This is a genomic window from Gordonia sp. 34D, from assembly GCF_056682775.1.
The window spans coordinates 3,899,045-3,921,438 of sequence record NZ_CM155293.1 but is presented as its reverse complement, the minus strand read 5'-3'; the positions used below and the strand labels follow the sequence as shown (position 1 = coordinate 3,921,438).

Here is a 22,394-nt window from a genome sequence, read left to right as displayed (position 1 = left end):
TCTCGCTACAGCGCTACCGCGAAGATCGCGATAAGTACGACGATGATGAATGCGACCAGCGCCAGGATGAGCGCGATCCGATGTTTAGCGGCCGGCGGCTGCGGTTGCGGTGTCGGCGGCGCGACCGGCATCGGCGGTTGCGGAGGCGGCGGAGGCGGCGGTCGTCGGGTTGACCCGCGCAACCGTTGTGCCTGATCCCATTCGGTACCGGCGCGCTGAACTCGACGTCCAACATCGTCGAGCGCGTGGAGGATCTCCTCAGGCGAACCGAAATGCCGTTGCGGCGACGCGCTCTGTGACCCCGTTTCGACTTGGGACTTCGAACCCACGCGAATTCGTAGGTTCTGCACATCGCGAGCCACTCGATTCCGATGTGCATCGGCACTGTCGAAAGCACTCAGGGCCTGCGACCATTGGCGTCCGAACGACGCAATCTCTTCGTCACCACGGCGAATAACTTCCGCCTTGCGCTGTTCTAGCCTCGCCTGCGCGGACGTCAAGGTTTCTAATCCGGCGAGGTACTCGGCATAAGCCCGGTCCTGACTACTCATCGCACCGCTCCGCCCAGACACGACCGCACTTGTTCATCAGTCAGTTCGTCGAACGGCACAACTTCGCGGCACCCCGCGTCGTCGGACCGGATCAAAACACCGACGCGCGGACTCTCGGTGAAGGGCTGCATGTGCACTCCGGCAAGACTGCGCAGGTCGTCGAGACCCACCCGCAGTAGTAGGTAGGCGCCGATACCGGAGTGATCGAAGCCCAGCGCCTCGGTCATCGCACGGCCGTGCGGCCACCAGCTGATAAGTGAAACCGCTGGTGCCAATCGCCCCTCCGCAAGCTTGGTGAGAAGCGAGGAGCCCGTGATGTCCTCGTAGGTCTCCGGGTTCGTCGATCGCGTCGCCTTGAGGTCGAGCATGTGGAGCGTGTGCGTGACGACCACTGTCGGCACCGATGAGGCCGCAAGCCCTTCCAACTCATCAAGGACCGCAGCACCGTTGATCGCGACTACCTCGACCCCTGCGGCGGCGAAGACATCCGCTCGGCCCAGCAGTCGCTGCGTCGCTGGCCCGGGCACCGGTGCGCCGTCGAGAATGAGGACACGGGTAGCAGACCGGGTCGCGATCGACGTCACGACCAAGTTCTCGATCAACGTGGCGGCTTGCTCATCCCCCGACCCCACCAAGGCAATCCCCGTGTCGGGGCCGTCGGCGACGTCGACGGTAACCGGCGTGTCGGTAACTTCGACTGGTCTGCCAACCCACGCTGACGGGCGGCTGTGGACTGGCGGTTCGGTTGGCCACTGTGCTGGCGAGCGTCCGAGGAACACCCACGGCTCGCGGGTGAAGCCAGCATCATGCGCCCGCTGAAACAGGTCGGCCTGCAACCGTGCGACGTACTCGGGCTCGGCGAAAGCCACAATCCCTCGTTCGTTGGCCCCGCCGGTAGCCATGCCGAGGTTACGGTTGACGATGACTTCGCCGCGGAAGCTCAGATCGGCGGCAGCGCGGTTGCCTCGAGAGAGGACAGCCTCGGATTCTTCGGCGGTGTTCTTCAGCGAGATGCGGATCGGGAACTGCGCAAAGATTGAGTCGCCCTTCACATGCAGTCCGGTGATTCCGGAAACGGTCTGCGACGACAACAGCACGTGAATTCCGTACGCACGCCCCTGCTTTGCGATGGTCTCGAACAGACGGACAGCTTCGACGGTGAGTTCGTCGTGCCCGTCGAAGAGGAGCTGGAATTCGTCGACAATAAGCAGCAGGCGCCGCATCGGCTCGCCGCCCCCAGCCCGGTAGGCGGGGAAACTATTGCAGCGAGCAGCGTTGAATACCGCCGCGCGACGCACCATCTCGTCGGTCACGTATTGCAGAACTGCCACGCCGAAGGCCTTGTTCGACTCCAGAGACAGGATTCGCGCGTGCGGCAACCAGTTGCTTCCGGACTCGTCGCGGTCGAAGCGCTTGAATTCCAGTCCCTGCTTAAAGTCGAGGAGGATCATTTCCAACTCGTTCGGCGAGTACCTCGCGGCAAGCGAATAGATCACGTCCAGTAGCAAGTTTGACTTGCCTTGACCGACCGCGCCGCCTACCAGCAGGTTCGGGTGCGGCGGATTCTCCGAGCGCAACGCGATGCGCATCGGTGCCCGACCGAAACGACCGATTACCGCTTCGACCGCGTCAGTTGACGGTTCCGTCCATGCGCCGGGGTTCACTCCAGCCTCGGCGAGCACGTCGGCCAACAGGATCGTCGGCCCGTGGTGCTCGGCAGCGCCTTCGGTGACCCCACGGATAGCTTCGGCGATTACCGCGGCAGGCGGTGCGCCCTCGTCTGCGACCGTGATCGCTTCGGGCAGTCCCGGCACAAGCCAGCGCGACCCGTCCACTCCCAGTGGCAAAAGGCGCTCGGCTAACAGCCTGGGTTTGACCCCTCGCCCACCGGATTTCGTACGATCGCGTTGCACAATTAGGTTCACGCCGCGGGCAGGACCCATGTCGGCCAGCCGCACCAGTGCTTCCTGGATTACCTCATCGATGCCGTTCGGATAGTCCAAAACCACGATGACCGCGAACTGGCCAACCGGTACGCCGTCCGTGGCCCAGGCTTCCCCAAGGTCGCGAACTTGGCGCGTACCAATCGCATCAGCGTTGGTCAACGCTAGCCGGGTGACCTCATCGAGGACCTTCCCGAAGGCCGACGGATCGTGCACGACCTCCGGCAGCGACTCGCTCCGCACGTTCCGCAGCGGTGCCAGGAACGACGACAGCCCGCTGAGGCGAGGGTCGTAGACGTGCACGGTGAGGTCACTCAACGGCAGTTGGGTGACGGTACGCAGCAGTGCGGATTGAATAAGATGCCCGGTGGTGGCGTGATCGCCTTCCAAGTACCAGCCAACTTCCAACAGCAGCGGAGCCAGAGCCGCCGCCGGATCGCCGGTGCCCGCGATCTGCCCAACCCGGAAGTATCGGGCTGGTGGCTGTCCGTCAGCGACTGGCCAGAGGTCCGTCCAGCCCGCGCTGGCCGATCCGGGTGCCAGGTGGTCAATCGCCGAAGCGACGTTTTCGGCAGCTTGCCGGGTAGTTGACTGTTCGTCTGCGATCGTCACGTCGAGCTGCTGTTGTCGTGCCGCCTCGACCCGCGAAGTGATCTTCGCGCCGCGTTCGCGGAAGTCCTGATCGGTCCGTGACCGCATGGCCGTGATCGACGCATCGGCGAGGGCAACGATCGTGCCAAGCTCGGTTGCCTCATCGCGAACACGTTGTTCGATGCGGTCCGCCTCGCGGGCCTCCGGCGACTCGGCTGACCAGTGCGGGGATGGGACTGGTTGCGATGGAGTTCCAGGAGTCGTGCCAAACCCCGGGTGCGGTGTCTGCGGAAACTCGGAGTAGACGCGCCGCACCGACCGACCCTGTGGCGACTGGTTCATCGTGCGACACCGCTCCTTTACCGAAATCAGTGGCGGTGCCAGTCACCTACCTGCGCTTTGCACAAATGCCACCAACCACGTTAGGTAGACCACAATGATTTGTCTGTTCTCCATTCGGATGAACCACGCGACTGCGCCAGAACGGGCCACTCCGTCAAAGACTCCGGCGCATCATGCATCCCGCGTGAAAGACTGTTAGGCATGCGCGCCTTCATCATTCGCACTGCCCTGACTGCTCTGGCCCTGTGGATTGCCGACTTGCTGGTATCCGGGATCCGCTTCGACTTCGGTGACAACACCTCGTGGTGGGGGAAGGTCGGTATCTACCTCCTCGTCGCCGTCGTCTTCGGTGCGGTGAACGCGTTCGTCAAACCTGTCGTGCAGATTCTGTCTATTCCGCTCTACATCCTTACCCTCGGCCTTATCCACCTGGTCATCAACGCGTTCATGCTGGAAATCACCAGTTGGCTCACCCACAACGTGTTCAAAGTCGGCCTTGAGGTCGATAACTTCTTTTGGTCGGCGATTCTCGGTGCCCTCGTGATCTCCGCGGTCGGCTGGCTCACCGCCCTCGTTATGCGCGACACGGCGCAGAATCTGTGACCGAGCGTCGCACCGTTAGCGTCTCCGGTTCCGGTCAGGCCGCCGCTGTCCCCGATGTCATGCGCCTGGACGTTGGTGTTGCGGTGGTGGAGCCGAATGTCTCCGCGGCGATGGAACGCGCGGCCGCGTCAATGCAAGCGGTCCTCGATGCCCTGCTGGGTGCGGGCGTCGCCCGCCGTGATCTCGCGACATCGCAGTTGTCGGTGTACCCGCAGAATCGATCGGGTGATGAACCCGGGATCTCCGGATACGAGGTCACCAACATGCTGACGGTCACCATCCGTGACCTCGGCGCGGCGAGTGCCATTCTGGCGGCAGCCACCGCCGCGGGTGGTGACGATCTCCGTGTCCACAGCATTGCGCTCATCATCGACGACCCCTCGGTACCGCGTTCGCTCGCTCGGGACGCCGCCTTCGCCGACGCCCGGGCCCGTGCCGATCAGTACGCGCGGTTGGCGGGGGCTTCACTGGGGCAAGTCCTCGAGGTCAACGAAGACTCCCCGAGCTTTGGACCCGCTCCCCGCATGACCGCCTACGCGGCTTCGATGCCGGTAGAGAGCGGCGAACAACAGCTCTCCGCATCGGTGAACGTCGTCTTCGAGCTCAGCTGATCATGCGAAGTGTTGTACAACGGGTTAGCGCCGCGTCGGTCGTTGTTGACGGCGAAACCGTCGGGCGGCTCGACCTCGCCGATGGACAACTCGGCCTAGTGGCACTAGTCGGCGTCACCCACGACGATGATCCCGCCACCGCAATCAAACTCGCCGACAAGATCTGGAATCTTCGGATTCTGAACGATTCACATGGTCGCGAAGTTTCCGCCGCAGATCTCGACGCACCGATCCTCGTCGTCAGCCAGTTCACCCTGTATGCCAACACCGACAAGGGTCGGCGCCCCTCGTGGAATGCGGCCGCACCAGGTCCGGTTGCCGAACCGTTGGTCGACGCGGTGGTCGAAGCTCTCCGTGGTGCTGGCGCCACGGTCGCCACGGGAACCTTCGGCGCCCACATGCACGTCAGCCTCGTCAACGACGGCCCGGTCACACTGATTCTGGACATCTGAACTGCGCTGATAGGCTGGCGCGGTGCCAAACCCGCTGACCCGTCCCGCTACCCGGGATCGGATTTTTCTCGGCATCGCCATTGTCGCGGTGATTGTCAGCACGCTCATCGGTTTGCGATGGAAAAGCTACCTCGACCTGCACGTGTATCGCACCGGTGCACGCTTGTGGCTGGACGGCCTCTCCCTGTACGGACCGTTGCCGCTCGTCGACGGGATTGCGCTTCCCTTCACCTATCCCCCACTGGCGGCCATCTTCTTCAGTCCGTTCGCCATGATGCCCGTCGGTGCCGCCGATACCCTGCTGCTGGCGTTGACGCTCGCCGCGGTGGCCTTGACGCTGTGGCTGGTACTGGCGAGGGTCGCTCCCGGTATGTCCGTGATCAATCGTGCGAGCATCGTGATCGGTGCCACGGCGATCGCCGAGTTCATCGAACCCATCCGAGAGACAATCAGTTACGGGCAAATCAACGCCGTCCTCATGGCAGTGATCGCGTTCGACGTCCTATGCCGCCACCCCAAATGGCCGCGCGGACTGCTGATCGGCATCGCCGTCTCGATCAAGCTGACACCCGCCGGATTTCTGCTGTACTTTGTGTTGCGCCGCGACTGGCGGGCCGCTGCGACGATGATCGCCGGTACCGTCGCTGCCATTGGTATCGCCTGGTTGATCATGCCGGCCGATTCCACCAAGTACTGGTTCCACACGCTGGCCGAGACCGGCCGCATCGGTGCCCCCTGGTATGCCGGCAACCAGTCTATTAAGGGTGCGGTCTTCCGCCTTGGTTTGAGCGAGGGCCTGTCGAGCGCTCTGTGGCTTGGGTTGTCGGCGATTGTCGTCGTTCTCGCCGCATGGTGGATGTATCGACTTCTGGAAGCCGATCAGCTAGTTACGGCACTTTTGGTGAATGCCGCCGCGGTGCTGCTGATCTCACCGGTCAGTTGGTCGCACCATTGGACATGGGTTGCGCCGGCCCTCCTGATCGCCGGTTTTGCGATCTCCACTCGCCGGTTCGGTTGGCGTTTGCTTGCCGCGACGCTGCTGGCAACGGTGCTCTTCATGCTCGCCCCGCACTGGCTGCTGCCGGTTGGCCACGACGCCGAGCTGTCATGGACATGGTGGCAGCAGCTCATCGGGTCTTCGTACGTGTGGTTTACCTTCGCGATTCTGGCCATCGGGGCCGTTCGGTGGCGTCGCGCTGACGCTATCGAAGCGGTCGCCTAACCCCAGACGCACCACGTGCCATCGATCTTGCGGAGATCGAGCGGCATGTCCAGATTGGTCCCCATCGAATTCAGGGAACCCTCGACGTGCGCGGCGGTGCCGTCAACGACGACCGCCTCGACATTGGTCCGGACCGTGCCGCCCGCTGTCCCAAGGCCCCCGAGTGAACCGCCGAGTTGCGTCAATACCTTGGCCGCTTCCTCACGACCGGCGCAGATCCCTGCGGAGGAGACATCGCCTGACTGCACCGCGGCCGCGAATTGGTCATAGACCTGCTCAACTTCAGAGCGGTCGGTGACGCTTCCGGTGCTTGTCGCATTCGCATCCCGGACCACCAGGAATACCGCCACACCCACCGCGATCACGACCAGTGCGACGCCGACCATCGTGAGCCAATGTCGCCATGGAACGCCAGCCCAATCGTCGTCGTGCTTCGCAAACTCGTTGTCGCTCATTGTTTCTGGCACCTGCGTTCTGATTCTGCCCGACGTCTTGCTCCACTTGGAAGCATCGTATGCCCAGCGGCACCGAATATGGGCGGGCACGCAAAGACCCCCGAAACGGCGAACCGATTTCGGGGGTCTTTGCGGGAAAATCTATAGGGGCCTTGGCGTCAGAATCCGTGGGCCATCTGCGGTGACGGCAACCGTGTGTTCCCAATGCGAAGCGCGTGAACCATCGTCTGTGACGACGGTCCAGTCGTCTTCCAAAACCGTAGTGTCCTCGGTGCCAAGAGTCAGCATGGGCTCAATCGCGAGGGTCGAACCAACCACCAGTCGCGGCCCGCGGTTTGGTTTGCCCTCATTCGGCAGGAACGGATCCATGTGCATTTCGCGACCGATCCCGTGTCCACCGTAGCCAGCGACGATCCCGAACTCGCGGCCAAACTGCTTCGCTGCCGCATAGGTGCCCTGCTCGATAGCGTGGGAGACATCGGTAAGTCGATGATCGGGGATCATCGCGGCGATGCCCGCCTCCATCGACAGGCGCGTCGCCTCATTGAGTTCGATGTCGGCTTGCGTCAACTCCCCGACCCCAAAGGTCCACGCCGAGTCGCCATGCCACCCGTCCAGGATTGCGCCACAGTCAATGGACACCAGATCGCCGTCGGCCAAGACCACGTCCTTCGACGGGATCCCGTGAACGACTACGTCGTTCACCGAGCTACAAATGGAGCCGGGGAAACCGTGGTAGCCCTTAAACGACGGGACGGCACCCGCATCGCGGATCACCGATTCGGCGACCGCATCGAGCTCCAAGGTACTCACACCGGCCTTGGCAGCCTCGCGCACCGCAATTAGTGCCGCGGCGACGACCCGACCGGCCGCCTCCATCGCGTCGAGTTCCCCCGCACTCTTGAACGGGACCGGCTTCGGTTTACGAAAACCCACGATCGGTGACTCAGGCCTTACCGAGTGCGACGAGCACGCGCTGGTGTACCTCGTCGACCGCTCCGACAGCGTCGATCTCGGTGACCTGGCCGGCGTAATGGTCAAGCAGCGGCGCAGTCTCAGCGTCGTACACGGCCATCCGGTTGCGGATCACGTCTTCGGTGTCATCGGCGCGACCACGGGCGAGCATGCGCTCAACCACGACATCGGTGTCAACCTTGAACGACAGCACGCCGTCGAGCTTGGCCGACAGGTCGTCCAAAATTCCCTCAAGGGCGACGGCCTGTTCGGTGGAGCGCGGGAATCCGTCGAGGATGAAGCCCTTCGCGGCGTCGGGTTCACCGACGCGCTCGCGCACCATATTGATGGTGATCTCCGGCGGCACCAGATTTCCGGCGTCGAGGTACTTCTTGGCTTCCACACCGATCGGGGTGCCCTGCGAGATGTTCGCGCGGAACAGGTCGCCGGTCGAGATGTGCGGAATGCCGAGTGCTTCGGACATCAGTTCGGCCTGTGTGCCTTTGCCCGCTCCGGGCGGTCCGAGGATGACGAGTCTCACTTCAGGAACCCTTCGTACTTGCGTTGCATCAACTGGCTGTTCACTTGCTTGATCGTGTCGAGGCCGACAGCCACGATGATCAACAGTGCGGTACCGCCGAACGGAATGTTGGCTGCTCCACCGCTACCAAGGTCCATGAACAGGTTCGGGAGGATCGAGATGATGCCCAGGTACAACGATCCAGGCAACGTGATCCGACTGAGCACGTAGCTCAGGTAGTCGGCCGTCGGCTTGCCGGGACGGATACCCGGGATGAAGCCGCCGTACCGTTTCATGTCGTCAGCGCGTTCCTCCGGGTTGAAGGTCACGGCGACATAGAAGTACGTGAAGAAGATGATCAACAAGAAGTAGAAGCTGATGTGGAACCAGCTAGACGGGTTGATCAGGTTGTTTTGCAGCCAGAGCTTCCAGCCCTCGACCTCACCGCCGGAACTCTGACCCGTCAACTGCAGGATCAACTGCGGGATGTAGAGCAGCGACGACGCGAAGATCACCGGGATAACACCTGCGGTGTTGACCTTGATCGGCATGTACGTCGACGACCCGCCGTACATCTTTCGTCCGACCATGCGCTTGGCGTACTGGACCGGGACTCGCCTGGTGCCCTGCTCGATGAAGACGACGGCGATCAGGATCAGGAGGACCGCGACACAGACCAGACCGAAGGCCAGGCCACCGCGCGACTGCAGGATGGTGCGACCTTCAGCCGGGATACGCGCGGCAATGCCGACGAAGATCAGCAGCGACATACCGTTGCCGACGCCGCGTTCGGTAATGAGCTCACCGAACCACATGACGAGGCAGGCACCGGCGGTCATGACCAGCACGATGATCGACAGACCCAGGATGCTGGTGTCGTTCAGGATTGCTTCGGCATTACAGTTTGGTCCGGTCGATGGCAGTAGGTTGCCGGTGGCGGCGAGCGCCACGATGCCGGTCGACTGCAGCAGCGCCAACGCCACCGTGAGGTAGCGGGTGTACTGCGTCATCTTGTTCTGGCCGGATTGGCCTTCCTTGCGGAGCTGCTCAAACCGCGGAATGACGACGGTGAGCAGCTGCACGATGATGCTGGCCGTGATGTACGGCATGATGCCGATGGCAAACACGGACAGCTGCAACAGTGCGCCGCCGGAGAACATGTTAATGAGCGAATAGATCTGTCCCGAGTCGCCGCGGCTAGCCGCGTCAACACAACGCTCGATCTGCTTGAAGTCCACGCCCGGCGACGGGATCGTCGCACCGAGGCGGTAAAGCACAAGGATGCCGAGGGCGTAGAAAATCTTCTTCCTCAGGTCGGGCGTCCTAAAGGTCGCCACGATGGGGGAAAGCACTAACTCCTCCTATAGCACCGCAGACTCGGTGGGCGCTTGCATGCTCATCGTGCATTGGCGGTCGACTCGGAAATGACCCGGGCGCCCCGATGGACGCCCACTGGAAAACTCTAACAGTCTCGAGAACTGACACCGGTCAGGTGTGCGGCACGAACGGCCCAAAAGCCGTTCGCGGTCGCTCACCTGACCGGGTCAGTGACTCTCAACATGCGATGCGGGCTCAGGCCTGCGTCGCGGTGCCGCCAGCAGCGGCAATCTTTTCCTGTGCGGAACCGGTGAACTTGTTGGCGGTCACATTGACTGCCACGGTCAGTTCGCCGTTGCCCAGAACCTTGACGAGCTCGTTCTTGCGAACGGCTCCGGCAGCAACCAGATCGGCGATGCCGATGGTGCCACCCTGCGGGAACAGACGTGCCAAATCGCCAACGTTGACGACCTGGTACTCCACGCGGTTGCGGTTGGTGAAGCCCTTCAGCTTCGGCAGGCGCATGTGAATCGGCATCTGGCCGCCCTCAAAGCGAGCCGGAACGTTCTTACGCGCCTTGGTGCCCTTGGTGCCGCGACCAGCGGTCTTACCCTTGGAACCTTCACCGCGACCCACACGGGTCTTGTCAGTCTTCGCGCCCGGTGCGGGGCGAAGGTGGTGCAGCTTGATGGTCATTGACTAAACCTCTTCGACTGTCACGAGGTGACGAACCACGTTAATGAGGCCGCGGTTAATCGGAGTGTCCTCGCGGGTGACGGTCTTGCGGATGCCCTTGAGACCAAGGGTGCGCAGGCTGTCACGCTGGTTCTTCTTGGTACCGATGGTGCCCTTGATCTGGGTGATCTTCAGCTCAGCCATGGCTTATGCTCCCTTGTTCGCTGCGGCAGCTGCGCGAGCGCGCAGCATACCGGCCGGCGCAACGTCTTCCACCGGCAGTCCACGACGGGCAGCGACCTCTTCTGGGCGCTGCAGCATCTTCAGGGCTGCGACGGTCGCATGAACGACGTTGATCGCGTTGTCCGAGCCGAGGCTCTTCGCAAGGACGTCGGTCACACCAGCGCACTCGAGGACGGCGCGCACAGCGCCACCGGCGATAACACCGGTACCCGAGCTAGCCGGACGCAGCATAACGACGCCAGCTGCCGCTTCACCCTGAACTGGGTGCGTGACAGTGCCACCGATCATCGGGACGCGGAAGAAGTTCTTGCGAGCCTCTTCGACACCCTTCTGGATTGCTGCGGGAACTTCCTTGGCCTTGCCGTAGCCGACGCCGACCATGCCCTGACCGTCGCCGACGACGACGAGAGCGGTGAAGCTGAAGCGACGACCACCCTTGACGACCTTCGACACACGGTTGATGGTCACGACGCGCTCGAGGTGATTCTTCTCCTCGCGCTCACGACCACGGTTGTCGCGACGATCGCCGCGACCGCGACGCTCGCCGCCACCACGGTTGTCGTTGCTGTTGTTGGTGTTTCCGGCGGGTCCGTTGCCGCCCTCACGCTGACGTCCGGGCATCAGAGGTCCCCTCCGTTAATCATCTTGTTGGTCATCACAGCTTCAGGCCTCCCTCGCGGGCTGCGTCAGCCAGGGCCGCAATGCGACCGTGGTACGCCTTGCCGCCGCGGTCGAAGACCACGGCTTCAATACCTGCAGCCTTGGCGCGGGCGGCGACGAGCTCGCCGACCTTGGTCGCCTGGGCCGACTTGTCGCCACCTGCGGCGCGCACGTCAGCTTCAATGCTGCTGGCGGCGGCCAAGGTACGACCGGTGAGGTCGTCGATGACCTGCACGTGGATGTGACGGCTGCTGCGCTTGACGGCCATACGCGGACGCTCGGCGGTGCCGTTGATCTTCTTGCGCAGGCGGAAGTGACGACGGTTAGTCGCGGTGCGACGACGCGTCGACGCATCCTTGCCGACCGGCTTGCGGTTCTTCTTTTCGGTAACTGCTTCAGCCATTTTCTTACTTACCCGTCTTTCCGACCTTGCGGCGGATCTGTTCACCCTCGTAGCGAACGCCCTTGCCCTTGTACGGGTCCGGACGACGCAGGCGGCGGATGTTTGCCGAGATCTGGCCGACTAGCTGCTTGTCGATTCCCGAGACCGAAAAACGAGTCGGTGACTCCACCGCGAAGGTGATGCCTTCCGGAGCCTCGATCGGCACGGGGTGGCTGTAGCCGAGGGCGAACTCGAGGTCCTTGCCCTTGGCCTGGACGCGATAGCCGACGCCGTAGATTTCCAACTTCGTGGTGTAACCCTGGGTCACACCGACGATGAGGTTGTTTACGAGCGACCGGTTGAGACCGTGGAGTGCACGGCTTTCGCGGTTGTCATCGGGCCGGGTGACAACGATGGTGTTGTCTTCCTTCGCCACGGCGATCGGCGAGGTAACAGTCAGGCTCAATTCGCCCTTAGGGCCCTTGACCTTGACGTCCTGGCCGTCGATAGCGACGTCCACTCCGGCGGGAATTTCAATGGGGTTCTTACCAATGCGCGACATGTCTTTAAGCTCCCTTACCAGACGTAAGCGAGGACTTCGCCGCCCACGCCCTGGTTGGTTGCCTGACGGTCGGTGAGGAGACCCGAGGACGTGGAGATAATCGCCACGCCGAGGCCGCCGAGCACCTTAGGCAGGTTGGTGGACTTTGCGTACACGCGCAGACCCGGCTTCGAAACGCGACGCAGACCGGAGAGGCTGCGCTCACGGGTCGGGCCGTACTTCAGGGTCACGGTGAGCTTCTTGCCAACCTCGGCGTCTTCGACGCGGAAGTCGGTGATGTAGCCCTCACGCTTAAGGATCTCGGCGATGTTCACCTTGATCTTCGACGACGGCAGTGACACCTCGTCGTGGTACGCCGAGTTGGCGTTGCGCAGACGCGTCAAGAAGTCTGCGATTGGGTCAGTCATGGTCATGGTTGACCGTCAACCTTTCTCGTAGCGGTTCCCATGCAGCGGTGTCCCCGGGACAAGTCCCGGTTGGCACTGGTGGGCCTTCCACGAAGTGGATAGTTGTGCATTTTCACACCCGAAGATGCCATTGGCTTTTCGCCGGCACCGTCGAGCTATATGAAGTTGTGGGCCCTGGGGGCACACTTCACCCAGGCAACCTGAAATATCCTACGGCCTTACCACGCAGAACCCAAATCGCGGTGGCCGCGGTTCCCGGCATCAACAGTTTCGGTTACGACCATCCTACGAGCGGCTACGGAAGTTGTTGACTGGCAACCTCAACGGCGTGCAACGCCACGCTCAACTCCACGAGGTCGCGGGGCCATCAGACCGTCGACGACCTAACTGACGCCACACGCACCAGCCGTGAGCAAGCTTCCCGGTGACCTCGACACGACTGCCCACTCCACGGGCACTGCGACGCTGATGAATTCGAAGGCGCTCGAGGCTGGTGACGTAACGAATGCCGTTGCGAAGTATGTGCACGTCACCATCGATCGCCGGATACACGTGACCGGCAACTGCTGAAGCCTCTCCCGCCCGCGCTTCCGAAGGCGCTCGTCGAAGTGACCGCGCAGGCACTTCTGGCCCAGACGCGCGACAGTTTGCTGGCAGCTCTGCCATCGCTTAACCCCATCAGTTTTCTCCTATTTCGTTGAATACGAAGCAATTTCGATTTAAAAGGGACTTCCGACCCCATATCTATGAGGACTTCATCGTCAACTGGGTGGACTAAACATATTGATTCCGCCAACAAGGCTTGTTTGAGAGAAATTCGGCATTACAGAGTCTTAATGTGAGCACATGACTGCGTCTGACTCAGTTCAAGGATCGGCTGCACAAGCGCTCCTCGACATTGGCCGTTTCTTTACGAAGTGGGATGAGACCGACGATGGCCGAGCGGTTTTCCGCGACGGCGGCCGTGCTGGCGACATCTTCTATCGCGATCGTTGGAGCCACGACAAGATCGTCCGATCCACCCATGGCGTCAACTGCACGGGGTCGTGCTCATGGAAGGTGTACGTCAAAGACGGCATCATCACGTGGGAGTCCCAGGAGACGGATTATCCGTCGGTCGGACCCGACCGCCCCGAGTATGAGCCGCGCGGTTGCCCACGCGGTGCCGCCTTCTCCTGGTACACCTATTCCCCGACGCGGGTCCGCCATCCCTATGCGCGCGGAGTCCTCCTCGAGATGTATCGGGAGGCCAAGTCCCGGTTGAAGGATCCGGTCCTGGCGTGGGGCGATGTGGTTGGCGACCCCATGCGACGGCGGTCGTACCAGCAGGCGCGCGGCAAGGGCGGACTGGTGCGCGTCTCGTGGGAGGAAGCCACCGAAATGGCGGCCGCTGCGCACGTGCACACGATCAAGACGTACGGGCCCGACCGCTGCACCGGCTTCTCGCCGATCCCGGCAATGTCGATGGTCTCGCACGCCGCGGGAAACCGGTTCATTCAGCTCATCGGCGGCGTCATGACGTCGTTCTACGACTGGTATGCCGACCTTCCCGTCGCGAGCCCCCAGGTATTCGGCGACCAAACCGATGTCCCCGAGTCCGGCGACTGGTGGGATGCGTCGTACCTAATGATGTGGGGCTCCAACGTTCCCGTCACACGCACACCCGACGCCCACTGGATGGCCGAGGTCCGCTACCGCGGCACCAAGGTGGTTTCGGTGTCACCCGACTACGCCGACAACACCAAGTTCGCCGATGAATGGCTGCCCGCCCAAGCTGGCACGGATGCAGCACTCGCGATGGCCATGGGTCACGTGATCCTCAAAGAGTTCTACGTCGACCGCAACACCCCGTTCTTTAGTGAATACACGTCGAAGTACACCGATCTGCCGTTCCTGATTCACCTTGAAGAACGCGACGGAAACTTGGTGCCCGGCAAATTTGTTACCGCTGATGAACTAGGCAAGACCGCCGACGAGGACGTCTGGAAAACCGTCCTCATTGACGATGCGACCGGGCAACCGCTGGTCCCCAACGGCACTCTCGGCGACCGCTATTCCGAAGCGGGCGAAGGATCCTGGAACCTCGACCTTGAAGGCGTGACTCCGCGTCTGACGATGCTCGACGACCCCGATGCGACCGGCGTGGAAGTGTCATTCCCGTCGTTCGACTCCCCCGACGGCAGCGGCAGCATCCTGACCCGCGGCGTCCCGGCCCGAAAGTTCGGCGACGGCCTCGTCACCACCGTCTACGACCTGCTCCTCGCCCAGTACGGCGTCGGTCGCGGCAATCTGCCTGGCCAGTGGCCCACCGGATACGACGACGCCTCGACCCCGTACACGCCAGCGTGGCAGGCCGAGATCACCAGTGTTCCCGCCGAGGCCGCGATCCGCGTGGCCCGCGAGTTCGCGCAGAACGCCGAAGAATCCGGCGGTCGTTCCATGATCATCATGGGCGCGGGTATCTGCCAGTGGTTCCACGGCGACGCCACCTATCGCGCCATCCTGTCGATGTTGATCCTGACCGGCAGTATGGGCCGCAACGGCGGCGGCTGGGCGCACTACGTCGGGCAGGAGAAGTGCCGGCCGATCACCGGCTGGATTTCCCTCGCCAACGCCCTCGACTGGTCACGACCACCGCGCACGCAGCCGGGCACATCGTTCTGGTACATGCACACCGATCAGTGGCGAAACGACGGCTACTCAACATCGGCACTCACCTCACCGCTGTCGTCGGGGAAGCTCGACGGAATGCACACGGCCGACGCGATCGCGCAGTCGGCGCGTCTCGGCTGGATGCCGTTCTATCCGCAGTTCTCCGACAATCCGCTCGACGTCGCCGATGCGGCCCGCGCCGCGGTCGACGCTGGCGAAGTTGCCGACCCCGCCTCCTATGTGGCCGGCAAGCTCGTCGACGGTGACCTGACACCCGCGATCAGCGACGTCGACGCCCCCGAGAACTGGCCGCGCACGCTGGTCCTGTGGCGGTCGAATCTGTTGGGTTCCTCGGCCAAGGGCGACGAGTACTTTCTGCGTCATCTGCTGGGCACACACCACAATGTGCTCGGTAAGGAGAACTCGGAAACCCCGCGGCCGCGCGAAGTTCGCTGGCACGAACAGGCACCCGAGGGGAAGCTCGACCTGCTTTTATCGGCCGACTTCCGCATGACCTCGACGACGTTGCTGAGCGACATCGTGCTCCCCGCCGCCACTTGGTACGAGAAGCACGACCTCAGCTCCACCGACATGCATCCGTTTGTGCACGCATTTACTCCGGCGATCGATCCGCCGTGGGAAGCGAAGACCGACTTTGACCTGTTCCACGGTTTGGCGCGGGAACTCTCGCGGCAGGCGGAGAAGCACCTGGGTACCCGCTACGACCTCGTCGCCACACCCTCCCAGCACGACACACCCGGCGAGACGGCGCAGCCGCACGGCCGGGTCATCGACTGGCGCGACGGCAATGCCCCGGCCAAGCCCGGCATGAACATGCCGTCGTTCCAGGTGGTGGAGCGCGACTACACGGCGATCGCCGACAAGCTCGCCTCGGTTGGTCCGCTGGCCGACAAGGCTGGCTTCACCGTCAAGAACATCACCTACGACATCGCCTCGCAGATCCCGAAGCTGGCGGCGGCAAACGGGGTAATGCCACCGGGCACCGGGGCCGCCTCGGGAAGGCCCGCCATCGACACCGACGCGAAGCTGGCCGAGGCCATCCTGATGTTCTCGGGAACCACCAACGGGGAACTGGCGGTCGACGGGTTCAAGAAGCTGGAGCGCCGCGTCGGTAAGAAGCTCGTCGACTTGGCCGAGGGGTCCGAAGAAAAGCGCATCACCTTTGCGGACACCCAGGCCGGACCGGTGCCCGTCATCACATCGCCGGAGTGGTCCGGTTCGGAGACCGGTGGTCGACGGTACGCACCGTTCACCGTGAACATCGAACGAGACAAACCGTTCCACACCCTGACCGGGCGGCTGCACTTCTATCTCGATCACGACTGGATGCTCGACATCGGTGAGGCCCTACCGATTTACCGGCCGCCGCTCGACATGCACAAACTGTTCGGTGAACCCAAGCTCGGGCCCGACGGCAGCAAACAGATCACCGTCCGGTACCTGACACCGCACAACAAGTGGTCCATCCACTCCGAGTACCAGGACAACTTGTTCATGTTGTCCCTCTCGCGCGGTGGCCCCACAGCGTGGCTGTCGCCGGAAGACGCCGAGTCGATCGACGTGCGCGACAACGATTGGATTGAGTGCACCAACGCCAACGGCGTCTACGTTGCTCGCGCAGTCGTCAGTCACCGCATGCCAGCCGGGGTTTGCTACGTGCACCACGCACAGGAGCGCACCATCGACGTGCCGAAGTCGGAGGCCACCGGCCGCCGCGGCGGCATCCACAACTCGGCGACGCGCCTGCTGGTGAAGCCGTCGCACCTGATCGGCGGGTACGCGCAGTTGTCGTACGCGTTCAACTACCTCGGACCCACAGGTAACCAGCGCGACATTGTCGCGACCATCCGTAAGCGGAGCCAGGAGGTGACGTACTGATGCGAGTCATGGCGCAAGTCGCGATGGTGATGAACCTCGACAAATGCATCGGTTGCCACACATGTTCGGTGACCTGCAAGCAGGCGTGGACCAACCGCGCGGGCACCGAGTACGTGTGGTTCAACAATGTGGAAACGCGGCCCGGGCAGGGCTATCCGCGACGGTACGAAGATCAAGACGAATGGCAGGGCGGCTGGCACCTCAATAAGAAGGGCAAGCTGCGCCTGCGTACCGGCGGTCGCCTGCAGAAGCTGTTCACCATTTTCCACAGCCCGGTGCAGCCCACGCTCGACGACTACTACGAGCCCTGGACGTACGACTACGAAACCCTCATCAACGCTCCGCTCGGCGACGACTTCCCGGTCGCCCGACCGAAGTCGTTGATCACCGGTGAGGACACCAAGGTCACGTGGTCGGCCAACTGGGACGACAACCTCGGCGGGTCTATGGAGCACGGCGACCTCGATCCGATTGTCGCCAAGATCCGCAAGGAGTCGGCCGACAAGATCAAGTTCGAGTTCGAGCAGACGTTCATGTTCTACCTGCCACGAATCTGCGAACACTGCCTCAACCCCTCGTGCATGGCGTCGTGCCCGTCGGGCGCGATTTACAAGCGCGAGGAAGACGGCATTGTCCTCGTCGATCAGGACCGGTGCCGCGGTTGGCGTCAGTGCATCACCGGCTGCCCGTACAAGAAGATCTATTTCAATCACCGGTCGGGCAAGGCTGAGAAATGTACGTTCTGTTACCCCCGCATTGAGGTCGGGCAACCCACGGTCTGCGCTGAGACCTGCGTTGGGCGGCTCCGCTACATTGGCATCTTCCTCTACGACGCGGACGCGGTTACCGAGGCTGCGGCCACACCCAACGAACAGGACCTTTACGAGGCCCAGTTGGAATTGATGCTCGACCCCGACGATCCCGAAGTCATCAGGCAAGCACGCGCCAACGGCATCCCCGAGGAGTGGCTGACCGCCGCCCGCCGGTCGCCGGTGTACGCGCTGGCCAAGAAGTACAAGGTGGCGTTGCCGCTGCATCCGGAATACCGCACGATGCCCATGGTTTGGTACATCCCACCGCTGTCGCCGATCGTCGACCTGCTGACCGAGCAGGGGCACGACGGAGAGAACCGCGACAACCTCTTCGGCGCCATCGAATCGCTACGCATTCCGGTGGAATACCTAGCGGAGATGTTTACCGCGGGCGATACCGACCTCATCGAATTCGTGTTGCAGAAGCTGGCCTCGATGCGGTCGTACATGCGGGATGTGAACCTCGGAAGAGAGACGAATCCGTTAATCCCCGCCAGCGTGGGAATGTCCGAAGAGGAAATGTACGAGATGTATCGCCTGCTGGCGATCGCCAAGTACGACGACCGCTACGTGATTCCGACCGCACATCACGAGCAGGCCCACAAGCTCGAAGAGACGGCCTGCCCCGTCGACTACGACAACGAGTTCGAGAACTACGGGTCGAGTGTGTTCGGTGAGGCGAGCGGTCGACCCGTGCCGGTGTCGGTGGAAACCTACGAGGCATTAAAGCAAAGACAGACCACCGACATTCCGGCGGGTGAGTTCACCTTGCGGGGCCGAACCAACCTGCTCAACTGGGACGGCAACGGCATGCCCGACGGGATGTTCCCCGGCGACGGTGATATTTCGGGCGGCGATATTTCAGGCGGCGATATTTCAAGCGGAGGCAAATCATGAGGCTCGGTGTTCGCAAACGCACGCCCACCAAATCCGACGGCCGCGTGGTGCATCAGATTGCCGCCTGGTGCCTCGGCTATCCAGATAGCCAGGTCTTCGACCGTTTTCCCCTGATGCGGGCCGCGCTCGACGAGCAACCCGACAGCGACGCCACCCGGGCGTTACTGAAATTCCTCGATCACGTCGACCGCACCGATCACGCCGAACTGGCACAGCACTACACCGACACCTTCGACCTCTCACGCAAACGAACGCTGTACCTGTCGTACTGGTCGGCCGGGGATACGCGACAGCGCGGTTCGGTGCTCACCGAGTTCAAGCAGTTGTATCGGGACACCGGATTCCTAGTGGACCTGCACGGGGAACTCCCCGACTATCTGCCGGTGGTGTTGGAGTTCGCGGCTCTCGCCGACCCGGTCCGTGGCCGCGAGGTACTGGGCGACAATCGAGCCGCAATCGAACTGATCCGATTTGCCCTACTCGACGAAACCTCCCCCTATGCCGATGTACTGGCTGCGGTCTGTGCGACGTTGCCCGGGCAGGCCCCACCCGATCGTGCCACCGCCCTCGCGATGGCCGCACCGAGCAGGGCCGTCGAAACCGTCGGTTTGGACCCCTACGATTCGCGCCTACTCCCCTTGTTCACAGGTGCCGAGGCCGGCACCCGCCAACCAGACGGGATGTTTCGATGAAAATTTTCCTGTGGGGCGTCCTGCCCTATATCGCCCTGCTGAGCGTGATCGGCGGAACCATCTGGCGCTACCGGTACGACAAGTTCGGGTGGACTACACGCTCGTCGGAACTGTACGAGTCGCGACTCCTCCGCATCGGTGGCCCGCTGTTTCACTACGGCATCTTCGCCGTGATCGCCGGGCATGCGATCGGCTTGGTGATCCCAGAATCGTGGACCAACAAGGTCGGTATCAGCGAGACCATGTACCACTGGGTCGCTGCCGTCGGCGGCATCATCGCCGCGATTGCCACCCTGGTGGGAGTCGCGATCTTGATCTACCGGCGCCGCACCGTCGGCCCGGTGTTCATGGCAACAACCCGCAACGACAAGCTGATGTACGCCGTGCTGCTCGCGGCTCTCATCGCCGGCACCTACATCACGATCGTCGGAATGATCGATCCCCACGGCGAGGGCGTCAATTACCGCGAGACCGTCTCACCGTGGTTCCGGTCGGTCTTCTACTTCCAACCCGATATCGACGCGATGAATGCGGCTCCCATCCGCTTCCAGATTCACATTGTGATCGGCATGGTCATGTTTATGCTGGTGCCGTTTACCCGCCTGGTGCACATGTTCACGGCACCCATCCACTATCTGTTCCGCCCCTACATCGTTTACCGCAGTAAGGACACCCGCCCCGCCCCCGGCAATGCTCCGCATCGTCGTGGCTGGGAACCGATCGGAGTGAAGGACCGCAACTGATGACGCAACAGACAACGGCCGCAGCACGTACCACCAAAGCCGATCAGACTCGCAACCTCATCCTCGCGACTCTCGCGTTCGCGATGACGTTCTGGGCGTGGAACTTGATCGCGCCGCTCGGGGTTTTCTACGCCGGGCCAAACGAACTCAATCTAGATTCGACCCAAAAGTCCATCCTGATTGCCGTACCGATCTTGGTCGGATCGCTGGGCCGGATTGTCGTCGGAGTCCTGACGCCCCGCTATGGCGGCCGGGTCATGTTCACCGCCTTGTCGCTGGTCTCAGCCCCGTTCGTGATCTTTGTGGCCATCGCAGGCGAGGTGAAGTCGTACCCGCTGATGTTGGTCGCCGGCTTCTTCCTCGGCATTGCAGGCACCAGCTTTGCCGCAGGTATTCCGTTCTTGAACAGCTGGTACGAAGCCTCGCGCCGCGGTTTCGCGACCGGTGTCTTCGGCGCAGGCATGGGCGGTACCGCCCTGTCGGCGTTCTTTACCCCGCGCTTCCGCGAATGGTTCGGCTACTTCCCCACGCACGTCATCATGGCCGTCGCCCTCGTTGTCGTTGCCGCGGTGTGCTGGATTCTTATGCGTGACGCACCGTCGTGGACTCCGAACACCGAGCCCTCCGTGCCGAAGCTCGTCAGTGCTATGAAGCTGCCGATCACCTGGCAGATGTCGTTCCTGTACGCGGCAGCATTCGGCGGCTTCGTTGCCTTCTCCACCTACCTGCCGACCTACCTGAACGACGTCTACGACATCACCGACCTAAAGTCGGCCGGTGCTCGTACTGCGGGCTTTGCGATCGCCGCCGTTATTGCTCGGCCGATCGGCGGCATCCTGTCGGACAAGTTCGGTCCACGTCTCATCACTGCGATCTCGTGTGGCGGTGCCGCACTCCTCGCTGTCTGGATGATTACAAAACCGAGCCTGGGTTCCGGTCTGGCTGCGGTCGACTTCATCCTCATGGCAGTGATGATGGGCATGGGTGCCGGTGCCGTCTTCGCTTGGGTGGCCGTCGCTTCGCCGCCCGCCCGGGTTGGTGCCGTTACCGGCATCGTTGGTGCGGCCGGAGGCCTTGGTGGCTTCTTCCCGCCGCTGGTGATGGGTGCCACGTACAACGCTGATACCCACTCGTACACCATCGGTTTGGCGTTGCTGGTGGCCTTCGCCGCCGTCGCCTGCCTGTTCACATTGTTCGGTATCCCCCGGAATGCCGACGAATCGCCGAAGAAGAAGGTGGCTGCATGACCGACGTCGACCTGTCAGAACTCGTGATCGAACTGCTCGCCGAGGCGCGCCAGGCGCATTCCGGACGGGCGGCCCGCACCGTTCGCGGCCAGTCCGAGCACCGTCTCCGTCTGACAGTGATCGGACTGCGCGCCGGCGCCGAACTGTCCGATCATGAGAGCCCCGGCGAAGCGACGCTGCAGGTGTTGTCCGGTCACGTCCGCATGACTTGTGCCGACGGCGACTGGGTTGGTTCCGCCGGTGCCCTCGTCGATATCCCTCCGGTAAGGCACGGGCTGAAGGCCGAGGAGGACTCGGTCGTGATGCTGACGGTGGCGCTGAGCACGTAGACCGTCACCCCACCCGAGGTTGGCCCCGCCGGAGCATTTCCCGGCGGGGCCAACGTCTGTCTAGGTCTGCTAGCCGACCCACTTCTGGGATCCGGCATACGACTTCAGCCGCGGACATAGCAGCCACATGCGCGAAAATGCCTGGAGCACGGCTATCGGTGCGCTGATTTAAGGCAGCATGGCTCCGATCGCTAAGGTGCATCTGCATCGGGCAGCTGCCAATCAGCTAGGAGACACCCATGAACATTGTCCTTTGGATCGTCGCGGTGGTCCTCGCCGTCATCTTCGGTGGTGCGGGAACGTTGAAGGCCACCCAACCGAAGGCAAAGTTGGCCGAAAGCATGGGTTGGGTCAACGACTTCAGCTCCAACGCGGTAAAGACGATCGGTGGACTGGAGATTCTCGCCGCCATCGGACTGATCCTCCCGGCAGTGACGAGAATTGCGCCCGTACTGGTCCCCCTTTCCGCGTCCGGCCTGGCGATTGTGATGGCTGGGGCGATAGCCGTGCACGCGCGACGCAACGAATCCCAAATGATCATGGTGAACTTTGTTCTTCTCGTCCTGGCCGTATTTGTTGCGTGGGGCCGATTCGGGCCGTACGCACTCTGACGGTCACGTCCCACCTCTAATA

General features: G+C 62.6%; 24 protein-coding genes. 12 read left to right on the top strand and 12 right to left on the bottom strand.

Features of this window, described 5'->3' with window-relative positions; all coding sequences use genetic code 11:
* Positions 1-5 precede the first annotated feature (5 nt).
* Together AC1L34_RS18240 and AC1L34_RS18235 are read right to left on the bottom strand one after the other, a co-directional pair.
* Positions 6-551, bottom strand: coding sequence for a hypothetical protein (locus tag AC1L34_RS18240; protein ID WP_480034998.1), 546 nt, complete (start codon positions 549-551; stop codon positions 6-8).
* The gene (locus AC1L34_RS18235) at positions 548-3,427 is read right to left on the bottom strand and encodes an FtsK/SpoIIIE domain-containing protein (protein ID WP_480034997.1); all 2,880 of its coding nucleotides are present in this window, start codon (positions 3,425-3,427) and stop codon (positions 548-550) included. Before AC1L34_RS18235 ends, AC1L34_RS18240 begins: the two co-directional genes overlap by 4 nt.
* Before the next feature lie 201 nt (positions 3,428-3,628).
* Here AC1L34_RS18235 and AC1L34_RS18230 point away from each other — a divergent pair, with 201 nt between their 5' ends.
* Genes AC1L34_RS18230 through AC1L34_RS18215 form a run of 4 tightly spaced genes read left to right on the top strand, consistent with a single transcriptional unit; the run spans position 3,629 to position 6,315 of the window.
* Positions 3,629-4,030 carry a phage holin family protein gene (locus tag AC1L34_RS18230; RefSeq protein ID WP_424293560.1) on the top strand — a complete coding sequence of 134 codons (402 nt, stop codon included), beginning with the start codon at positions 3,629-3,631 and terminating at the stop codon, positions 4,028-4,030.
* Positions 4,027-4,641, top strand: coding sequence for an SIMPL domain-containing protein (locus tag AC1L34_RS18225; protein WP_480034996.1), 615 nt, complete (start codon positions 4,027-4,029; stop codon positions 4,639-4,641). Before AC1L34_RS18230 ends, AC1L34_RS18225 begins: the two co-directional genes overlap by 4 nt.
* Positions 4,642-4,643: 2 nt before the next feature.
* Positions 4,644-5,093, top strand: a complete 450-nt coding sequence (dtd, locus tag AC1L34_RS18220) for a D-aminoacyl-tRNA deacylase (protein WP_424293562.1) — start codon at positions 4,644-4,646, stop codon at positions 5,091-5,093.
* Positions 5,094-5,115: 22 nt separating this feature from the next.
* A complete protein-coding gene (locus AC1L34_RS18215) occupies positions 5,116-6,315 on the top strand; it encodes a glycosyltransferase 87 family protein (RefSeq protein ID WP_480034995.1) in 1,200 nt (399 codons plus the stop codon).
* Here AC1L34_RS18215 and AC1L34_RS18210 read toward each other — a convergent pair.
* The 10 genes from AC1L34_RS18210 to rpsH form a co-directional block, all read right to left on the bottom strand.
* Positions 6,312-6,770, bottom strand: coding sequence for a hypothetical protein (locus AC1L34_RS18210; RefSeq protein ID WP_424293564.1), 459 nt, complete (start codon positions 6,768-6,770; stop codon positions 6,312-6,314). The genes AC1L34_RS18215 and AC1L34_RS18210 overlap by 4 nt on opposite strands.
* Positions 6,771-6,911: 141 nt before the next feature.
* On the bottom strand, positions 6,912-7,706 hold the full coding sequence (map, locus tag AC1L34_RS18205; protein WP_424293565.1) for a type I methionyl aminopeptidase: 795 nt from the start codon (positions 7,704-7,706) through the stop codon (positions 6,912-6,914).
* A 10-nt stretch (positions 7,707-7,716) separates the two neighbouring features.
* Positions 7,717-8,265 (bottom strand): adenylate kinase, encoded by a 549-nt coding sequence (locus tag AC1L34_RS18200; protein WP_424293566.1) that lies wholly within the window; start codon positions 8,263-8,265, stop codon positions 7,717-7,719.
* Positions 8,262-9,596 carry a preprotein translocase subunit SecY gene (gene secY / locus AC1L34_RS18195; protein WP_424293567.1) on the bottom strand — a complete coding sequence of 445 codons (1,335 nt, stop codon included), beginning with the start codon at positions 9,594-9,596 and terminating at the stop codon, positions 8,262-8,264. The genes AC1L34_RS18200 and secY overlap by 4 nt, the downstream gene beginning before the upstream one ends.
* 220 nt (positions 9,597-9,816) lie before the next feature.
* The gene (rplO, locus tag AC1L34_RS18190) at positions 9,817-10,257 is read right to left on the bottom strand and encodes a 50S ribosomal protein L15 (protein ID WP_424293568.1); all 441 of its coding nucleotides are present in this window, start codon (positions 10,255-10,257) and stop codon (positions 9,817-9,819) included.
* Between the two features lie 3 nt (positions 10,258-10,260).
* Positions 10,261-10,440, bottom strand: coding sequence for a 50S ribosomal protein L30 (gene rpmD, locus AC1L34_RS18185; RefSeq protein ID WP_161897451.1), 180 nt, complete (start codon positions 10,438-10,440; stop codon positions 10,261-10,263).
* Between the two features lie 3 nt (positions 10,441-10,443).
* Positions 10,444-11,100, bottom strand: coding sequence for a 30S ribosomal protein S5 (gene rpsE / locus AC1L34_RS18180; protein ID WP_424293569.1), 657 nt, complete (start codon positions 11,098-11,100; stop codon positions 10,444-10,446).
* Between the two features lie 34 nt (positions 11,101-11,134).
* Positions 11,135-11,542 (bottom strand): 50S ribosomal protein L18, encoded by a 408-nt coding sequence (gene rplR, locus AC1L34_RS18175; RefSeq protein WP_424293570.1) that lies wholly within the window; start codon positions 11,540-11,542, stop codon positions 11,135-11,137.
* A gap of 4 nt (positions 11,543-11,546) precedes the next feature.
* Positions 11,547-12,083, bottom strand: a complete 537-nt coding sequence (gene rplF, locus AC1L34_RS18170) for a 50S ribosomal protein L6 (RefSeq protein ID WP_424293571.1) — start codon at positions 12,081-12,083, stop codon at positions 11,547-11,549.
* 14 nt (positions 12,084-12,097) lie between these two features.
* On the bottom strand, positions 12,098-12,496 hold the full coding sequence (gene rpsH / locus AC1L34_RS18165) for a 30S ribosomal protein S8 (protein ID WP_424293572.1): 399 nt from the start codon (positions 12,494-12,496) through the stop codon (positions 12,098-12,100).
* A gap of 402 nt (positions 12,497-12,898) precedes the next feature.
* On the opposite strand from rpsH, the gene AC1L34_RS18160 reads away from it, so the two are divergent.
* The 8 genes from AC1L34_RS18160 (at position 12,899) to AC1L34_RS18125 (ending at position 22,372) form a co-directional block, all read left to right on the top strand.
* Complete coding sequence (locus tag AC1L34_RS18160) at positions 12,899-13,060, top strand: hypothetical protein (RefSeq protein ID WP_424293573.1); 162 nt, start codon at positions 12,899-12,901, stop codon at positions 13,058-13,060.
* A gap of 276 nt (positions 13,061-13,336) precedes the next feature.
* Entirely contained in the window at positions 13,337-17,041 is a 3,705-nt protein-coding gene (locus tag AC1L34_RS18155) for a nitrate reductase subunit alpha (protein WP_424323143.1), read from the top strand.
* Positions 17,041-18,750 carry a nitrate reductase subunit beta gene (gene narH / locus AC1L34_RS18150; RefSeq protein ID WP_424296189.1) on the top strand — a complete coding sequence of 570 codons (1,710 nt, stop codon included), beginning with the start codon at positions 17,041-17,043 and terminating at the stop codon, positions 18,748-18,750. Before AC1L34_RS18155 ends, narH begins: the two co-directional genes overlap by 1 nt.
* A complete protein-coding gene (gene narJ, locus AC1L34_RS18145) occupies positions 18,747-19,442 on the top strand; it encodes a nitrate reductase molybdenum cofactor assembly chaperone (RefSeq protein ID WP_480034994.1) in 696 nt (231 codons plus the stop codon). The genes narH and narJ overlap by 4 nt, the downstream gene beginning before the upstream one ends.
* Complete coding sequence (gene narI, locus AC1L34_RS18140; protein WP_424296191.1) at positions 19,439-20,185, top strand: respiratory nitrate reductase subunit gamma; 747 nt, start codon at positions 19,439-19,441, stop codon at positions 20,183-20,185. Before narJ ends, narI begins: the two co-directional genes overlap by 4 nt.
* Positions 20,185-21,432 carry an MFS transporter gene (locus tag AC1L34_RS18135; RefSeq protein ID WP_480034993.1) on the top strand — a complete coding sequence of 416 codons (1,248 nt, stop codon included), beginning with the start codon at positions 20,185-20,187 and terminating at the stop codon, positions 21,430-21,432. The genes narI and AC1L34_RS18135 overlap by 1 nt, the downstream gene beginning before the upstream one ends.
* Complete coding sequence (locus AC1L34_RS18130) at positions 21,429-21,761, top strand: cupin domain-containing protein (protein WP_424296195.1); 333 nt, start codon at positions 21,429-21,431, stop codon at positions 21,759-21,761. Before AC1L34_RS18135 ends, AC1L34_RS18130 begins: the two co-directional genes overlap by 4 nt.
* Positions 21,762-22,000: 239 nt before the next feature.
* Positions 22,001-22,372 carry a DoxX family protein gene (locus AC1L34_RS18125; protein ID WP_424293867.1) on the top strand — a complete coding sequence of 124 codons (372 nt, stop codon included), beginning with the start codon at positions 22,001-22,003 and terminating at the stop codon, positions 22,370-22,372.
* Positions 22,373-22,394: the final 22 nt, after the last annotated feature.

What these genes read in the sequence shown, in the direction of transcription:
- AC1L34_RS18240 (WP_480034998.1), bottom strand. Translation starts at nt 551, where the DNA reads ATGAGTAGTCAGGACCGGGCTTATGCCGAGTACCTCGCCGGATTAGAA.
- AC1L34_RS18235 (WP_480034997.1), bottom strand. Translation starts at nt 3,427, where the DNA reads ATGAACCAGTCGCCACAGGGTCGGTCGGTGCGGCGCGTCTACTCCGAG.
- AC1L34_RS18230 (WP_424293560.1), top strand. Translation starts at nt 3,629, where the DNA reads ATGCGCGCCTTCATCATTCGCACTGCCCTGACTGCTCTGGCCCTGTGG.
- dtd (WP_424293562.1), top strand. Translation starts at nt 4,644, where the DNA reads ATGCGAAGTGTTGTACAACGGGTTAGCGCCGCGTCGGTCGTTGTTGAC.
- AC1L34_RS18210 (WP_424293564.1), bottom strand. Translation starts at nt 6,770, where the DNA reads ATGAGCGACAACGAGTTTGCGAAGCACGACGACGATTGGGCTGGCGTT.
- rplO (WP_424293568.1), bottom strand. Translation starts at nt 10,257, where the DNA reads ATGACCATCAAGCTGCACCACCTTCGCCCCGCACCGGGCGCGAAGACT.
- rpmD (WP_161897451.1), bottom strand. Translation starts at nt 10,440, where the DNA reads ATGGCTGAGCTGAAGATCACCCAGATCAAGGGCACCATCGGTACCAAG.
- rpsE (WP_424293569.1), bottom strand. Translation starts at nt 11,100, where the DNA reads ATGCCCGGACGTCAGCGTGAGGGCGGCAACGGACCCGCCGGAAACACC.
- rplR (WP_424293570.1), bottom strand. Translation starts at nt 11,542, where the DNA reads ATGGCTGAAGCAGTTACCGAAAAGAAGAACCGCAAGCCGGTCGGCAAG.
- rplF (WP_424293571.1), bottom strand. Translation starts at nt 12,083, where the DNA reads ATGTCGCGCATTGGTAAGAACCCCATTGAAATTCCCGCCGGAGTGGAC.
- rpsH (WP_424293572.1), bottom strand. Translation starts at nt 12,496, where the DNA reads ATGACCATGACTGACCCAATCGCAGACTTCTTGACGCGTCTGCGCAAC.
- AC1L34_RS18155 (WP_424323143.1), top strand. Translation starts at nt 13,337, where the DNA reads ATGACTGCGTCTGACTCAGTTCAAGGATCGGCTGCACAAGCGCTCCTC.
- narH (WP_424296189.1), top strand. Translation starts at nt 17,041, where the DNA reads ATGCGAGTCATGGCGCAAGTCGCGATGGTGATGAACCTCGACAAATGC.
- narJ (WP_480034994.1), top strand. Translation starts at nt 18,747, where the DNA reads ATGAGGCTCGGTGTTCGCAAACGCACGCCCACCAAATCCGACGGCCGC.
- narI (WP_424296191.1), top strand. Translation starts at nt 19,439, where the DNA reads ATGAAAATTTTCCTGTGGGGCGTCCTGCCCTATATCGCCCTGCTGAGC.
- AC1L34_RS18135 (WP_480034993.1), top strand. Translation starts at nt 20,185, where the DNA reads ATGACGCAACAGACAACGGCCGCAGCACGTACCACCAAAGCCGATCAG.
- AC1L34_RS18130 (WP_424296195.1), top strand. Translation starts at nt 21,429, where the DNA reads ATGACCGACGTCGACCTGTCAGAACTCGTGATCGAACTGCTCGCCGAG.
- AC1L34_RS18125 (WP_424293867.1), top strand. Translation starts at nt 22,001, where the DNA reads ATGAACATTGTCCTTTGGATCGTCGCGGTGGTCCTCGCCGTCATCTTC.